The organism is Vibrio sp. 378, from assembly GCF_033339435.1.
In genome coordinates this window covers 1-15,454 of sequence record NZ_JAWOUO010000027.1, presented here as the reverse complement: position 1 = coordinate 15,454, position 15,454 = coordinate 1, and the positions used below count along the sequence as shown (strand labels likewise).

The window sequence follows — 15,454 nt, the reverse complement described above, 5'->3', positions numbered from 1 at the left end:
GCTTCTTGTAATACTCGTTCGTTGAAAGACAACCAACTCAGCTCTTTTTCTATATATAGTTTTTCTGCGCTCATAACCTTACCTAGCCAAAAGTGAAGTAATACGTACTCATCTTGGAAAAATGGATGAGTGAGAACATTATGAGATTTTCATTACAGATTTATTTCATACCACGCATTGCATAAGAGTTGTATTCTTTTCAGGTGTTTAATGTGATCTGTAATATAATTGTCATCTTAACGACATATTCTAGTACTAAGTCAAAAAAGGTAGAGATTTAAATGGCACAAGCCGAGTTTTCATTGCAGGAAAAAGATAAGAAACGACTGATAAAAGATCGTTTAGTTCGACTTGCAGTGACATCCGGTGGTGTCGGCGTACTCGCGGCGCTTATTTTGATCTTTGTCTACCTCGCCATGGTGATCATTCCGCTTTTTTCTGATGCGGAGATCAAAACCAACCAAGCCATTCGAGCCACTCATATTGAAACACCACTTGCGATTTCAGTGGATGATTACGCTCAGCTTGCGTTCGTCCTAACCCAAAGTGGTGAGATTCAATATTTGTCGATGGACGATCCTACGAAACCTGCGGTGTATAAACAGCAAATCGTCCAGAAACCCGTCGCTTTCTCTCAATCTGCTCCTGGGCTAGGTTGGTATGGATTTGTTGATGGGCAGGGTAAAGCGAACCTTTTCAAGCCAGAATTTAATGCCACATTGAGAGAAAATACACGTCCTCCGGAAGTGATTGAGCTAGACACCAGCATGGATCTGACACTAAGTACGCCTCAAGATCCTGTGACTCAGTTTGTATTTGCAGCTTCGACGCCCTTACCAACGGTTGTTTGGCAGACGCAAAGTGGTGAAGTGAAAGCTCGCTGGCAAGTGGCTTCGTCTTTGGGTACGTCTCCTACAACGATCGATTTTACGTTCTCTTCAGGCTTTAATACGCCTCAGCAAATGTTGTTGACACCTGACGGTGAAACGCTTTATTTGCGCGATGGCTCTGAGTTGATCGTGTTAAAGAAAACCGCACGTAAATTTGCTGTGCGAGAGGTGGTCGATCTCACTCAAGGTGATAAGAAGCATTCCGTTCGTACGATAGACTTATTGGCTGGTGCTTACTCGCTTTTGGTGACGCACAACGATGGTCGGGTGTCGCAATGGTTTGATACGCTGCAAGAAGAAAAACGCACGTTAACGCATATTCGTGATTTTAAATTGGCATCAGAGCTTAAGTATTTGTTGCCGGATTCTCATCGAAAAGGATTTTATAGCTTTTACACCAACGGCACGTTGCAAAGCCATTATACAACCAGTGAAAAACTGGTGTTGTTTAAGCGTGCGTACAATCAAGCGCCCGCAATCGCAGCAATGTCTAACAATGAACGCTACTTAATCACTTGGCAAAATAATGCGTTAAATGTTGCGGAAGTGGACAATGCCTATCCAGAAATTTCATTGTCCTCATTATGGCAAGAAGTGTGGTACGAAGGGTATCCTGAGCCTGAATTTGTGTGGCAATCGACTTCGGCGAGCGATAACTTTGAGGCTAAGTTCAGCCTAGTACCTATTGCGTTTGGGACGATAAAAGCGGCGATGTTTGCGATGCTGTTTTCAGTACCGCTCGCAGTGCTAGGTGCTATTTATACGGCTTACTTTATGTCGCCACGCATGCGTCGTGTCGTAAAACCGTCGATTGAGCTAATGGAAGCACTGCCGACGGTGATCATTGGTTTCCTCGCGGGGCTGTGGTTCGCGCCTATTGTCGAAGATCACCTGATTACGATCGTCGTTATGCTGTTTGTTTTGCCCTTGAGCACCATGATTATGGGCGGGCTATGGGCATTAATACCGCAACCTTTGCGGAATCGTCTGCCTAATGGTTGGCATGCTTTAGTGCTCATGCCTGTCATATTGGTACTGATTGGGCTTGGAGTGTGGATTTCGCCTACGATTGAGCAGACGTTCTTTGGTGGCGATATGCGCTTATTCTTAACCGAGCATGGTATTGGTTACGATCAACGCAATGCATTGGTGGTGGGGCTAGCGATGGGGTTTGCTGTTATCCCGACGATTTTTACCATTGCCGAAGATGCCATTTTCTCTGTACCGAAGCATTTATCGGATGGCTCTTTGGCATTAGGGGCCACGCCTTGGCAAACTTTAATCTATGTTGTCTTGCTTACTGCAAGCCCAGGTATTTTTTCTGCCATTATGATGGGCCTGGGACGCGCCGTTGGCGAAACCATGATTGTGTTAATGGCAACGGGCAATACGCCATTAATGGATTGGAATATTTTGGAAGGATTGCGCAGCCTGTCGGCGACCATCGCCGTTGAGTTGCCAGAGTCGGAAGTTGGAAGTTCGCATTATCGCCTGCTATTCCTAGCTGCATTGATTTTGTTTGTGTTTACGTTTGCAGTAAACGCGCTTGCGGAGTGGGTTCGTCAGAGACTGAGAGATAAGTACCGTGCGTTGTAACAATGGTTTGAATAAAGAGCGAGTAATAACGTGTTAAATTGGATTCGTTCTGGCGCACCGTGGATATGGCTAACAGGCGGTGCAGTCAGCATCAGTTTGTTGTCGGTATTAGGGTTGTTACTCCTTATCGGCTGGAAAGGCCTGACTTACTTTTGGCCAGCGCCCTTGTATCAGTGGAATGTTGCAGCGCTGACTCCTGTACAAGGTGAAGTGCTACATGAAAATACTATTCTGATTGGTCAAGTGTATGAGCGCAGCTTTGTACCGAAGAGTTATTTGCCTGAAAGCGCAGCACAACAGTTAGAAGACGATGAAGATTTTGCCACGCGACTCAACATCAAAATCGCTAACCGAGAGTTGTATCCCGCCGATTTTATCTCCGTATTGCAAATGCAGTTGGATGAGCCCACGACGCCAGAAGAGTGGGCGGTGATAGAGCGCAGTAGCGGTGGTTATTTCTTTGGTAAGCTGGTGGCGTTTCAAGATGGCGATAATATATACACCAGTGATATTCAATCGATACTAAATAAAAAGCTTGATGATGCAGAAACTCTGCGCCATGAGATTGATTCTTTGGTGGTCGATCAGCTTAAAGAGCTTGGTTGGAAGCTAGAGCAGTTGCGATTAGAAAAGCGCAAGCATGAATTGAATGACACGCTGACAGAAAGCTTCTTAAAGGAAAATCAGACGAAAAAAGAGCAGATAGAGAAAGCGCTTGAGACGTTAGATTTGCAACTTGATGGTTTACGACTTCAGCTCTCTGACTATGCCTTGATTGTCGAGGATATGACCGGGTCACAAGTATCGATTCCGCTCGAAGATATTTTGGACTACTGGTATCCAAACCAAATGTCACTGCCTGATAAAGTCATGCATTGGGGAAAACAGGTTTGGAAGTTTTTATCTGAAGATCCAAGAGAGTCTAACTCCGAAGGAGGCGTGTTCCCTGCGATATTTGGTACGGTTTTCTTAGTACTCATTATGTCGATCATTGTGATGCCACTTGGGGTGATCGCCGCTATCTATCTACATGAATATGCTAAGAATAACGCTCTAACCAGAGTTATTCGTATTGCGGTTATAAACCTAGCGGGTGTTCCATCGATTGTTTATGGCGTGTTTGGTTTAGGTTTCTTCGTTTATACGATTGGTGCCTCTATCGACAACGTATTCTATGCGGAGAAGCTACCGGCACCAACCTTTGGTACGCCGGGTTTGTTATGGTCAGCACTAACTCTTGCCGTGCTGACGCTTCCAGTTGTGATTGTGACGACAGAAGAAGGTTTAACTCGAATTCCGAGCTCCGTACGACATGGCTCTCTGGCACTTGGTGCAACTCAGTTCGAAACGCTATGGCGCGTGGTTTTGCCTATGGCGACGCCAGCTATTATCACAGGTTTGATCCTTGCGATTGCGCGTGCAGCTGGCGAAGTAGCGCCACTGATGCTGGTGGGAGTCGTGAAATTGGCATCCAGTTTACCGGTTGACGGACAATTCCCTTATGTGCATTTGGATAGAAAGTTCATGCATTTAGGTTTTCACATTTACGATGTTGGCTTTCAAACCTCCAACATCGAAGCGGCGCGACCATTAGTTTATGCTACCTCTTTCTTACTCGTGACAGTGATTGTCGGGCTAAACTTAACAGCAATCAGTATTCGCAATAATTTACGAGAAAAATACAGAACGTTAGGACAAGATTAAGTATGTTTAATTTTGATAGTACATTAGGTTATGAGCCACCATTGGATGTTCATAATTTAACGGATGAACAAACAGCCATCTCAATCGAGAACCTTAATCTGTTCTATGGTCAAACTCAGGCGCTGCATGATATTTCGATGCGAATTCCCAAAGGGCGAGTCACCGCTTTTATCGGTCCTTCAGGGTGTGGAAAGTCGACGTTATTACGTTGCATCAATCGTATGAACGACTTAGTGGAAGGGTGTCGAGTCACAGGTAAAGTGCGTCTCCATGGCAAGAATGTTTATCATCCTAATGTCGATGTTGCGACACTTCGACGCCGAGTGGGGATGGTGTTTCAAAGACCCAATCCATTTCCTAAGTCTATTTATGAAAACGTAGTTTATGGCTTACGCTTACAAGGTGTAAAAAACAGCCGCAGTTTAGATGACGCAGTGGAGCGATCCTTGCGCTCGGCGGCGTTGTGGGATGAGGTAAAAGACCGCTTGCATGAGAACGCATTTGGCTTATCTGGTGGTCAGCAACAGCGCTTGGTCATTGCGCGCGCGGTGGCGATTGAGCCGGAAGTCCTGTTATTGGACGAGCCAACATCAGCGTTGGATCCAATCTCAACTTTAACTATTGAAGAGCTTATCAATGAGCTGAAGACTCAATATACTGTCGTTATCGTTACCCATAACATGCAACAAGCGGCGAGAGTGAGCGATCATACTGCATTCATTCATATGGGTAAGTTAATTGAATACTCTGACGCGGACTCGATCTTCACCTCGCCAATGAAGAAACAGACCGAAGATTACATTACGGGTCGCTACGGTTAAGTCGCGACTCTATACGGAATAAGGAACATCATGCACTTTGGACGTCATATTTCAGGACAATTTAACGTAGAGCTAGAATCGATTCGTACTCATGTATTAACCATGGGAGGCTTGGTAGAGCAGCAGCTTTCGTATGCTATTCAAGCCTTGCATAAAGAAGACATCGAACTGGCGCGTAAGGTTGTGCGTGACGATCATAAAGTGAATGCGATGGAAGTCTCGATCGATGACGCCTGTACACGCATTATTGCTAAGCGTCAGCCAACGGCAAAAGACTTGCGCTTAATCATGGCTATCATCAAAACGATCACTGATTTAGAACGTATCGGTGATGTGGCGACACGCATTGCTTACGTTGCTATCGAAAGCCCATCATCAAAAGAACGACAATTCCAAGTGTCGTTAGAGCCTCTCTGCCGTCAGGCAATTAATATGCTGCATCAGGTTTTAGATGCGTTTGCCCGCATGGATGTAGAAGCGGCAGCAGAGGTGCATAAACAAGATGACAAACTAGACGCCGAGTATGAAGCGGTGATTCGTCAGTTGATGACTTACATGATGGAAGATCCAAAAAATATCCCTAATATTCTGCAAGTGATGTGGTCGGCACGCGCGATTGAACGCGTGGGGGACCGCTGCCAGAACATCTGTGAATACATTATTTACTTTGTGAAAGGGAAAGATGTACGCCACCTAGGTGATCAAAGTATTGATGACGTACTGAAGTAACTGACTTCAACAAATAGACCAGCTTTTAGGCTGGCCTATTTATTAGAGAGAAGGAAAGCACGTTAATATTTATCAGGAACGAAGGTCTGATCATCAATGGGCGCTCTGACGTAACCTTCTTTATTGAGTTCAGGTAATTCGATGGGTGAGTACTCAAGTGCTTTGTAATCAATCTGGCTTAGTAAATGACTGATACAGTTCAAGCGCGCTTTCTTTTTGTCATTAGAAGGGACGACCCACCAAGGGCAGTTTTTCGTGTCTGTATAGGCAAACATCTTATCTTTTGCTTCCGAATACTCCGCCCAGCGATGACGTGACTCTAAATCCATTGGGCTGAATTTCCAACGTTTGATCGGCGTATTAATTCGACCTAGAAAACGTTTTTCCTGCTCTTCGTCTGAAACCGAAAACCAATACTTAATCAGAATAATCCCAGAGCGTTGCAACATTCTCTCGAATTCAGGGCAAGAGCGTAAAAACTCCTCGTATTCGTCTGGAGTACAGAACCCCATGACTTTTTCGACACCTGCTCGGTTATACCAACTTCGGTCAAATAAAACGATTTCACCAGCAGATGGTAAATGAGCGACGTAACGTTGGAAGTACCATTGCGTTTTTTCTTTTTCTGTCGGTGCAGGCAGAGCCACTACGCGACAAACACGCGGGTTTAGCTTTTCTGTAATTCGCTTTATCACTCCGCCTTTGCCCGCAGCATCACGTCCTTCAAACAGAACCACCACTTTTAACCCTTTGTGTTTGACCCACTCTTGAAGTTTTACGAGCTCAACTTGAAGGTTTTTGAGCTCCTTTTCGTATTCCTTTTTCTTCAATTTAGACATACACCTTTCCTCACTCCTTGATAAACAATATGTTAGCACTCAAAAGCTATGCGCGTGAGGTTACGGTAGTCTATTTGAGAGCTGCTACGACATCGGTAATGGCTTGTGTACTTGTGATGGGGATTAAAAAATCATCGACATCGGATGCGCCCATTTTGCTTTGTTCAGCAACAAAGGTCATTTGGCTAGGGCGTGTGGTTTTGCCTGACAGATGGATTTCAGGAACTTGAGTGTCTTCTACTAGCTCACGTACGTTACTCGCATTAACGCCAGCCCCCGCCATGATTGCTATGCGTCCTTGGGCTTGCTTAACCAAAGCTCTAAGCACATCGATCCCTTGTGGTGCTGAAGGCGCAAGACCGGAGGTTAAAATACGTTCACAACCTAAGCTGATCACTTCTTCCAAAGTTTTTTCAGCGTCACGACACTGGTCAAAGGCACGATGGAAGGTCACGCCTAAGCCAAGCGCTTGAGCAAATTCACACAGCGCAGCCGCGTAAGGCATATGAATATCACCGTCTTGAGTGAGCACGCCGAACACGACACCGCTCAAGCCTGATTGGTGAGCCGCTTCAATATCCCAACGCATCATTTCGATCTCTTCTTCATTGTAGAAGAAGTCACCTTGGCGTGGGCGGATCATGGCATAAACTGGAACACTCGAAAGCTTAGCCGCTTGCTGCATAAAACCATAACTGGGTGTTAGTCCGCCTAAAGCCAAAGAGGAGCAAAGTTCAATCCGAGTGGCGCCGCCAGCAATGGCGTAGTGCAGAGATTCAATATTATCAATACAGACTTCTAGGTGAGTAACCACGTTCATTCATCCTGCTAACGTTACAAATAGGTGTTGTGGCTAAGATATTAACAGGGCAAGTAAGCAGAATCTGTATGGAGGGGATGATAAATAGAGGTAAAGTTTACGCTGAAGCGTTACCTCATTTTTGCGGTTTATCTGAAGGAAAAAGAAAGCCCAGAGCTGAGGCTCTGGGCTTTGATAGGACTTTACTTAGACTGATTGGCGTTTGCGGTTTTCCGCATTAGCTTATTGCTTTATATACATCCAACCATCACACCCGTTGAGCTAGGGTGAAGGTCTATTATTTTTTGCCTAGGTCAGCTGCGTGCTCAGATAGGAACGCTGCAACACCTTTTGGAGATGCGTCCATACCTGCTTTACCTTCTTCCCATTGTGCAGGACATACTTCGCCGTGCTTCTGGTGGAAGTTAAGAGCGTCAACCATGCGTAGCATTTCGTCGATGTTACGGCCTAGTGGTAGGTCGTTAACTACTTGGTGACGTACAACGCCTTCTTCGTCGATTAGGAAAGAACCACGGAAAGCAACGCCTGCTTCTGGGTGCTCAACGTCGTAAGCTTTACAGATTTCGTGCTTAACGTCAGCAACTAGTGGGTACTTAACTTGACCGATACCGCCATCTTCGATAGCAGTGTTACGCCATGCGTTGTGAGAGAACTGAGAATCGATAGAAACACCGATTACTTCAACACCTTTAGCTTGGAAGTCAGCTAGACGGTTGTCGAATGCGATTAGCTCAGATGGGCAAACGAAAGTGAAATCTAGTGGGTAGAAGAATACTACTGCTTTCTTACCTTTAGTGAACTCTGCAAAGTTGAAGTTTTCAACGATTTCACCGTTACCTAGAACAGCTGCTGCAGTAAAATCAGGGGCTTGACGACCTACTAGTACCATTTTTTTGCTCCTAAAAAGTATGGTTAGCTCCAAACCGAGTTCAGTTGTGTCGGTTTGGTTCGTGTTTGTACGAGACAAACTATAGTACAGATTGTAGTATTGAAAAAAGCGAAATAAATAGATTGAGTTAATCGAAAAAAACGATAATAACAAAACTCTTAACTCGATCACTGGAACGGCGGTAGATACAAATACAATTATGAATAAATGGCCCAGTTTGAAGCAGTTACACTATTTAGTCACACTGCATGAAACAAGACATTTTAGTGACGCTGCAGAGCGTTGTTTTGTCAGTCAGTCGACTTTAAGTAAGGGTATTCAAAACTTAGAGGAATTGATTGGTTGTCCCTTATATGAAAAGAAAGATAAGAAAAGTCCACTGGTTTTTACCCAAACAGGAGAAATGGTAGTAAAGCAGGGGCGAGAGCTGTTAGCAAAAGGGCAAGATTTGGTCGAGCTTGGACGTATGTGCCAAGGCGACGATATGCAAGGCCAGCTAAAAGTAGGATGTATACCAACAATTGCTCCGTTTTTACTGTGTGATTTGGTACAAGAGGTGAACTACCGTTTTCCACAACTGAATCTTTTATTAAGAGAAGACACGACGACAAACTTACTTCAAGCGCTCAGACATGGTGAGCTGGATGTGCTTATTTTAGCGTTACCAGTCGAAATTGATGGCATGGAAAGCCGAGTAGTGGGTAAGGATCCGTTTCGAATGGTTATAAGCGCTAATCAAGCCCAATCGGTCCCTGTGCCGATTCGTTACGCGGATTTACCTGACGAATCCGTCTTTCTACTAGAGAAAGAACATTGCTTAACGGAACATGCGGTATCAGCGTGTAAATTAACAGACAAAGAAAAAATCAATCCGTTTACGGCAACCAGCCTCCATACACTGGTGCAAATGGTTGCGAATGGTTTGGGAACAACGTTCATTCCTCAAATGGCTATCGACCATGGCTTGCTGCATAACCAGAATTTAGTCGTGATCGATCCTCCAGGTAAACAAGCTTATCGCGAAATCGGCTTAGTTTGGCGTCCGAGCTCGTCAAGAACGAAAACATTTAATCAACTTGCAGAAGTCGTTTCAGAGCTGCTTTAGCTATTAGTATTAGCCCTTACTTCTCCATTATTTATCTAAAAGCGCACTGGAAACAGTGCGCTTTCTAGTATTTTATTCTGTTGGTAAACTTTGACTTGTAAAATTTTACAGCTCTTCTTTGATGAAGCTTTCATAAAATAGTGAAATTTCACAATGTTAATTTTACACAAAGCCCTGCATATCTTGTTTGACCCCTGTTTAAATCCATCTCTTCAGCCCTTGTGAATACAAGGTGTTTGTTTATCAGTCTATATTCATACGCTTGTTTGAAATGATAAAACGACTTTAAATTTAATGTAATTTTATTACGTAATAACTTACAAAATAAGGTGCTTGATAGATGGTTTTTACCTTGCGGAATAAAACTTTGAATTTTCTGTTTTGTTTATATTGGGGGTTTCACTAAACCCTTTGTTGATATAGCTTATTTAAAGGCGATACGACTTATGTCTAGATTGAAAATACACGTAGCATTACGCAATCTATCGACATAGCTAGACGAGTTGAACACAAAGTTAAAGGATGTAATTTGTTGTTCATAACTTACAAATGTAGCTTTACGCTGACTGCCCAAGATGGATAAAGCACGTTAAGGATGAATGATTATGCTTGCTCAGACAGAACAAAAAACACAACAACTAAAGCAAACCCAAGGCATGCTTGAGGTGAATGGAGTCGTTGCTCCAGAACATCAAGCAATTTTCCCTGTTGAAGCCCAAACCTTTTTATCTCTACTGTGTGAAAAATTTGCCGGACGTGTTGAACAGTTGCTGGAAGCAAGAGAAGAGAAGCAAGCACGTATTGATGCTGGTGAGCTACCAGATTTTCTACCAGAGACACAAGACATCCGTGAAGGAAGTTGGAAGATCCTAGGAATCCCACAAGATCTGCAAGATCGCCGTGTGGAGATTACCGGACCAACTGACCGCAAGATGGTGATTAACGCACTGAATGCGAATGTAAAAGTGTTCATGGCAGACTTCGAAGATTCAATGTCTCCTGCGTGGAGTAAAGTGCTAGATGGTCAAATTAACTTGCGCGATGCTGTTAATGGCACCATCAGTTACACCAATCCTGGCAATGGCAAACATTATCAGCTGGAAGATGACCCAGCGGTGTTGATCTGCCGTGTTCGCGGCCTTCATTTAAAAGAAAAACACGTTACGTGGCACGGTCAGATCATTCCAGGTGCGCTATTCGATTTCGCTCTGTATTTCTATAATAACTACAAAGCGTTACTTCAAAAAGGCAGTGGCCCTTATTTCTACCTTCCAAAACTGCAATCGCATCACGAAGCGAAGTGGTGGAGCGAAGTGTTCCATTTCACGGAAGACTACTTCGGTTTGGATACAGGCACGATCAAAGCGACTGTGCTGATTGAAACCTTACCAGCGGTATTCGAAATGGACGAGATTCTGTTCTCGCTTAAAGAACACATCGTTGGTTTGAACTGTGGTCGCTGGGATTACATCTTTAGCTACATCAAAACATTGAAAAAACACTCAGACCGAGTACTGCCAGATCGCCAAGTGGTAACGATGGACAAGCCATTCTTAAACGCTTACTCGCGATTATTGGTACGTACTTGCCATAAACGAGGTGCTTTCGCGATGGGAGGAATGGCCGCATTTATCCCAGCTAAAGACCCGAAAGAGAATCAAAAAGTATTAGACAAGATCCAGACTGACAAATCGTTAGAAGCTAACAACGGCCACGACGGTACTTGGGTGGCTCATCCAGGTTTGGCTGACACTGCTATGGAAGTCTTTAGTGCTGTGCTGGGTGAACGCACCAACCAGTTGGATGTGAGCCGTGCAGAGGATGCGGCTATTACAGCAGCTGAACTGCTTGAGCCTTGTGAAGGCGAGCGCACTGAAGGCGGAATGCGCCACAATATTCGCGTTGCGCTGCAATATATCGAAGCTTGGATTTCTGGCAATGGTTGTGTGCCGATTTACGGACTGATGGAAGACGCAGCAACGGCAGAAATCTCACGCGCCTCTATCTGGCAATGGATTCAACACGGCAAGTCGCTAGACAACGGATTAAAGGTCACTAAAGAGCTGTTCGAGCTCTATCTCAAAGAGGAGATTGAAGTCGTGAAGCAAGAAATTGGCGAGCAGCGCTACCATGCGGGTCGATTTGAAGAAGCAGCAGACTTAATGGCAAGGCTCACGACGAGCGATGAACTGACCAACTTTTTGACAGTTCCTGGTTATGACTACCTGGATTAATAAAGAATAACTGTAACACCAATAACGTGAAGGATTTTCAAGGCAGATAGGGAAGTACTGCCTGAGAACGGAAACTCAACGCACACGCATAAAGTGCAAATTATAAAGAGGGATAGACCAATGACTAACTTAACTCGCCGCCAACAAATTGAAGCTCTGGAAAAAGACTGGGCAACTAATCCACGCTGGAAAAATGTGAAGCGTACTTACACTGCCGAGGAAGTGGTGGAACTGCGTGGCTCTATGGTGCCTGCAAACACAATTGCACAACGTGGTGCAGACAAACTTTGGTCACTGGTCAACGGTAGTGCGAAAAAAGGTTACGTAAACTGTCTTGGTGCGCTAACGGGTGGTCAAGCCGTTCAACAAGCTAAGGCAGGTATTGAAGCGATCTATCTGTCAGGCTGGCAGGTAGCGGCGGATAACAACACCGCTTCGACGATGTATCCAGACCAATCTCTTTACCCAGTAGATTCTGTACCGTCAGTAGTAAAGCGTATCAACAACTCATTCCGTCGTGCAGACCAAATTCAGTGGGCTGCTGGTAAGACGCCTGAAGATGAAGGTGGTATTGATTACTTCCTACCTATCGTAGCGGATGCTGAAGCGGGCTTTGGTGGTGTGCTTAACGCTTACGAACTAATGAAATCGATGATCGAAGCCGGTGCCGCGGGCGTTCACTTTGAAGACCAGTTAGCATCGGTGAAAAAGTGTGGTCATATGGGGGGTAAGGTATTAGTTCCTACGCAAGAAGCGGTACAAAAGCTCGTTGCAGCTCGTTTGGCTGCTGACGTAGCGGGTACAACAACATTAGTTATTGCTCGTACTGATGCGAATGCGGCGGATCTCATTACTTCAGATTGCGACCCATATGATAAAGACTTCATCGAAGGTGAGCGTACTCAAGAAGGTTTCTACCGCGTTCGCGCGGGTATCGACCAAGCTATCTCTCGCGGCCTGGCTTACGCACCATATGCAGACTTGATTTGGTGTGAAACGGCTACGCCATGTTTGGAAGAAGCACGTAAGTTTGCAGAAGCAATTCACGCTGAATACCCAGATCAATTGTTGGCGTACAACTGCTCGCCTTCATTCAACTGGGAGAAAAACCTAGATGCAGAAACCATTGCTAAGTTCCAACAAGAGCTTGCAGACATGGGCTACAAGTATCAATTCATCACGCTAGCAGGCATTCACAACATGTGGTTCAACATGTTTGAACTGGCGCACGCTTACGCTCAAGGTGAAGGTATGCGTCATTATGTTGAGAAAGTTCAGCGTCCTGAATTCCAAGCAGCTGAAAAAGGCTATACGTTTGTTGCGCACCAACAAGAAGTAGGTACAGGTTACTTCGATAGAATGACCAATACTATCCAAGGTGGTAACTCTTCAGTGACAGCATTGACAGGTTCGACCGAAGAAGACCAATTCTAATTGGCAGAGAAACACTTCCTTAATCAGCGTCAGTAATGGCATTTTGAGCGGCAACCCTGCCGCTCTTTTTTCGTTTAACCGGTGTAAAAACGAAACTTACAACAAAGAGAATACGCTTGCGTACTACTCTTCCTGCTCGATTTCTTCAGGTTCCACTTCTTCTTGTAGTTCCAATAAGTTAATCGCAATCGTCACGAAGTCACTATCAGTAATAATGCCGACCAATCGACCTTTGGTGACAACAGGTAGACAGCCAACTTTATGCTTTTGCATATAGATAGCGCTCTCTTTGAGCCCCGCGATAGGCTCTGCCGTCATGATATTGGTGTGCATCATTTCGTAGAGCGGTGTGTCTAAAGTAAAAGATTGTTCAGCCTCATCTGGGTGCAAGCTCGATTCTTGAGCAGCAAGAATGTCGCGTTGAGTCACCAAGCCTTGTAAGTGGTTATTGGCATCAACAACCGGAATGTGTCGAATATCAAGCGCATCCATCATGCTTTTTGCATCACGCAAGGTGTGCGTGCGCAGTAAGGTATGAGGATTACGAGTCATCATGTCTTCAACCTTGATCATAGAGACCTCCAGCGGCATTGTCCTTCTCTTAAATATAGAGAATATTTTTCTGTATATCTGGGAGCTAACTCGTTTTTCATCAATTAAATTGCACAATGCTGATGGGCTGCGTAATCTGTGTTTTATTGGTGTTTTTATTAATTTGAATAAGTCGGTTTGTGTGCGAGTCAGTTGGCATTTTTAGTTGATATTGAATGTGTCCCCAAGGTAATCCAATGAATTGAATCGCACATTTTTATTCGCTGGATTTTCCAAGATTCTTCTCTCGAAGAAGATACGTCCAGGCTTACCAAATTGAAGACAGCAACCTAGATGAAACGAACAACGTGTAACAAACTTATTGCGCTGGCAGTGGCGGCATTCAGTGTGCCATCAACACAGGCGATTGTGTTAGGAGATGAACAAACCGATCCTGTTGACCGCGTTACTTTGCGAGCAAGTAATATGGCAGAGTTTCCGCTGTGTGGTGGAACGATGCTGACAGAGCAATGGGTACTGACTGCGGCGCACTGTGTGGTGATGGGACAAGGAACCAATGAAGCAACCTACTATGTGACCCCGCCGGGTGAGCTGTCGGTGAATGCGAATGTGTATGAACTTAATTCTGCAGGGCTTGATAACTTCTATCCGGTGTCTCACGTTGTGGTTCATCCGGATTACACCCGGATTTCAAAAGCTGAGACCGACAGTAATGGCAACGTGAAACCTATCCAAACCGGTTTAGATTCAGACATCGCGTTGCTGTATCTCACGCGCCCAGTGGCAAACGCGAGCTTTGCTGACCTAGCGAGTAAAGTTGACATGGAGAGTATCGAAGCACGTTTGGCGGCGGATTGGAACGATAATTACCTGACCAATCAACGTGTCGAAAATGTGCAAGTGTTTGGATGGGGGGCTACTCAGCCGGATGCTTCTGAACCTTCTAATACGCTCAAAACCACCATTAGCACATTTTTACCCATCGACAAATGTTATGAGCGTTTAGAAATTGGCAGCAGTTTTCCGGGGATCATTGATTCAAGAGACAACCAAACCAAAATTTGTACGCTACCAACACAAAACCATGTATTGGAGCCGGATAGCCATACCCAATATGGCAACTCAGCATGTAAAGGTGATAGTGGTGGCCCGTTGGTCGATGTGGCGACCGGCAAACAAATTGGTATTGTTAGTGGCGGCCCCCTTATTCTACCAACATGTGGCTCTTTGACGATCCCAAGTTTCTATACCAAAGTGAGCCACTATTACGACTGGGTGCAGTCTTACATCACTGCCGATGCGCCACCTAGTCGTTACATCATTGCGCCAAATTTTATCAAAAGCGCTAACAATGAAAGTGGTGATAATAAAGAGTGTCACGATGGCATTGCGACCAATAACTGTGATTTCAAAGGCTCAGATGATGAAGGTGGCAGTCTGGGGTTTTGGTTATTGGGTTTATTCGTGCCGTTATTCTTGTGGCGAAAGCGTGAGGTTTGATAGGGCGATTGGAATGCCAAACTAATAAGCAGCGGTATACGCTGCTTTGCTTTTTCATGTTCTCTCTTTGGGGCTCAAATTAAAAATAGTGCCAAGTAATCGAGGCTTTTCACGTTTTATTACACTCTTCACCATGGCTTTTACTGCTATATTCTGGTGATTTGCTTGCTATTGCAGCATGTAAACATATACTAGTCTGCTGCGAAAAACTCGTCGCAATTTTATCGTCGCCTAGACGTGATTTGACCAATAGATAAGACAAGTAACATGCAAGTATCAGATTTCCATTTCGACCTTCCAGATGAACTCATCGCTCGCTACCCTCAACCAGAGCGTACCGC

The 15,454-nt window shown here is 44.8% G+C and carries 12 protein-coding genes and 2 pseudogenes; 9 read left to right on the top strand and 5 right to left on the bottom strand.

What is annotated here, in order from left to right:
* On the bottom strand, nt 1-74 hold a 74-nt coding region (locus R7Q48_RS31750), incomplete at its 3' end, for a hypothetical protein (RefSeq protein WP_154215293.1).
* 207 nt (nt 75-281) lie between these two features.
* Between R7Q48_RS31750 and R7Q48_RS23220 the strand changes: the two genes are divergently transcribed.
* The 5 genes and pseudogenes from R7Q48_RS23220 (at nt 282) to phoU (ending at nt 5,740) form a co-directional block, all read left to right on the top strand.
* Nucleotides 282-2,486, top strand: a complete 2,205-nt coding sequence (locus R7Q48_RS23220; RefSeq protein WP_064376916.1) for an ABC transporter permease subunit — start codon at nt 282-284, stop codon at nt 2,484-2,486.
* Between the two features lie 30 nt (nt 2,487-2,516).
* Nucleotides 2,517-2,748: pseudogene (locus tag R7Q48_RS31745) on the top strand (phosphate ABC transporter, permease protein PstA); the annotation flags it as partial.
* Nucleotides 2,749-3,221: 473 nt separating this feature from the next.
* A pseudogene (pstA, locus tag R7Q48_RS31740) lies at nt 3,222-4,190 on the top strand (phosphate ABC transporter permease PstA); the annotation flags it as partial.
* Between the two features lie 2 nt (nt 4,191-4,192).
* Nucleotides 4,193-5,011 (top strand): phosphate ABC transporter ATP-binding protein PstB, encoded by an 819-nt coding sequence (pstB, locus tag R7Q48_RS23210; protein ID WP_005381745.1) that lies wholly within the window; start codon nt 4,193-4,195, stop codon nt 5,009-5,011.
* Nucleotides 5,012-5,041: 30 nt separating this feature from the next.
* The gene (gene phoU / locus R7Q48_RS23205; RefSeq protein ID WP_005381744.1) at nt 5,042-5,740 is read left to right on the top strand and encodes a phosphate signaling complex protein PhoU; all 699 of its coding nucleotides are present in this window, start codon (nt 5,042-5,044) and stop codon (nt 5,738-5,740) included.
* Between the two features lie 62 nt (nt 5,741-5,802).
* Here the strand turns inward: phoU and ppk2 are convergent, their stop codons facing one another.
* From ppk2 to R7Q48_RS23190, 3 genes are all read right to left on the bottom strand, one after another.
* Nucleotides 5,803-6,579, bottom strand: a complete 777-nt coding sequence (ppk2, locus tag R7Q48_RS23200) for a polyphosphate kinase 2 (protein ID WP_054575098.1) — start codon at nt 6,577-6,579, stop codon at nt 5,803-5,805.
* Between the two features lie 70 nt (nt 6,580-6,649).
* Nucleotides 6,650-7,393, bottom strand: a complete 744-nt coding sequence (locus tag R7Q48_RS23195) for a copper homeostasis protein CutC (RefSeq protein ID WP_154205211.1) — start codon at nt 7,391-7,393, stop codon at nt 6,650-6,652.
* Between the two features lie 283 nt (nt 7,394-7,676).
* A complete protein-coding gene (locus R7Q48_RS23190) occupies nt 7,677-8,288 on the bottom strand; it encodes a peroxiredoxin C (protein WP_005381738.1) in 612 nt (203 codons plus the stop codon).
* A gap of 199 nt (nt 8,289-8,487) precedes the next feature.
* On the opposite strand from R7Q48_RS23190, the gene R7Q48_RS23185 reads away from it, so the two are divergent.
* From R7Q48_RS23185 to aceA, 3 genes are all read left to right on the top strand, one after another.
* Complete coding sequence (locus tag R7Q48_RS23185; protein ID WP_005383681.1) at nt 8,488-9,393, top strand: hydrogen peroxide-inducible genes activator; 906 nt, start codon at nt 8,488-8,490, stop codon at nt 9,391-9,393.
* Nucleotides 9,394-9,998: 605 nt separating this feature from the next.
* A complete protein-coding gene (aceB, locus tag R7Q48_RS23180) occupies nt 9,999-11,627 on the top strand; it encodes a malate synthase A (RefSeq protein WP_256903223.1) in 1,629 nt (542 codons plus the stop codon).
* Between the two features lie 120 nt (nt 11,628-11,747).
* Nucleotides 11,748-13,061, top strand: a complete 1,314-nt coding sequence (gene aceA / locus R7Q48_RS23175; RefSeq protein ID WP_005381733.1) for an isocitrate lyase — start codon at nt 11,748-11,750, stop codon at nt 13,059-13,061.
* 123 nt (nt 13,062-13,184) lie between these two features.
* Here the strand turns inward: aceA and R7Q48_RS23170 are convergent, their stop codons facing one another.
* The gene (locus R7Q48_RS23170) at nt 13,185-13,634 is read right to left on the bottom strand and encodes a CBS domain-containing protein (protein ID WP_017820562.1); all 450 of its coding nucleotides are present in this window, start codon (nt 13,632-13,634) and stop codon (nt 13,185-13,187) included.
* 312 nt (nt 13,635-13,946) lie between these two features.
* Between R7Q48_RS23170 and R7Q48_RS23165 the strand changes: the two genes are divergently transcribed.
* A complete protein-coding gene (locus tag R7Q48_RS23165; protein WP_042521159.1) occupies nt 13,947-15,113 on the top strand; it encodes a trypsin-like serine protease in 1,167 nt (388 codons plus the stop codon).
* The last annotated feature ends 341 nt before the right edge of the window (nt 15,114-15,454 follow it).

Excerpts from the sequence above, each read along its gene's own strand:
- R7Q48_RS23220 (WP_064376916.1), top strand. The coding sequence starts at position 282 with ATGGCACAAGCCGAGTTTTCATTGCAGGAAAAAGATAAGAAACGACTG.
- pstB (WP_005381745.1), top strand. The coding sequence starts at position 4,193 with ATGTTTAATTTTGATAGTACATTAGGTTATGAGCCACCATTGGATGTT.
- phoU (WP_005381744.1), top strand. The coding sequence starts at position 5,042 with ATGCACTTTGGACGTCATATTTCAGGACAATTTAACGTAGAGCTAGAA.
- ppk2 (WP_054575098.1), bottom strand. The coding sequence starts at position 6,579 with ATGTCTAAATTGAAGAAAAAGGAATACGAAAAGGAGCTCAAAAACCTT.
- R7Q48_RS23190 (WP_005381738.1), bottom strand. The coding sequence starts at position 8,288 with ATGGTACTAGTAGGTCGTCAAGCCCCTGATTTTACTGCAGCAGCTGTT.
- R7Q48_RS23185 (WP_005383681.1), top strand. The coding sequence starts at position 8,488 with ATGAATAAATGGCCCAGTTTGAAGCAGTTACACTATTTAGTCACACTG.
- aceB (WP_256903223.1), top strand. The coding sequence starts at position 9,999 with ATGCTTGCTCAGACAGAACAAAAAACACAACAACTAAAGCAAACCCAA.
- aceA (WP_005381733.1), top strand. The coding sequence starts at position 11,748 with ATGACTAACTTAACTCGCCGCCAACAAATTGAAGCTCTGGAAAAAGAC.
- R7Q48_RS23170 (WP_017820562.1), bottom strand. The coding sequence starts at position 13,634 with ATGATCAAGGTTGAAGACATGATGACTCGTAATCCTCATACCTTACTG.
- R7Q48_RS23165 (WP_042521159.1), top strand. The coding sequence starts at position 13,947 with ATGAAACGAACAACGTGTAACAAACTTATTGCGCTGGCAGTGGCGGCA.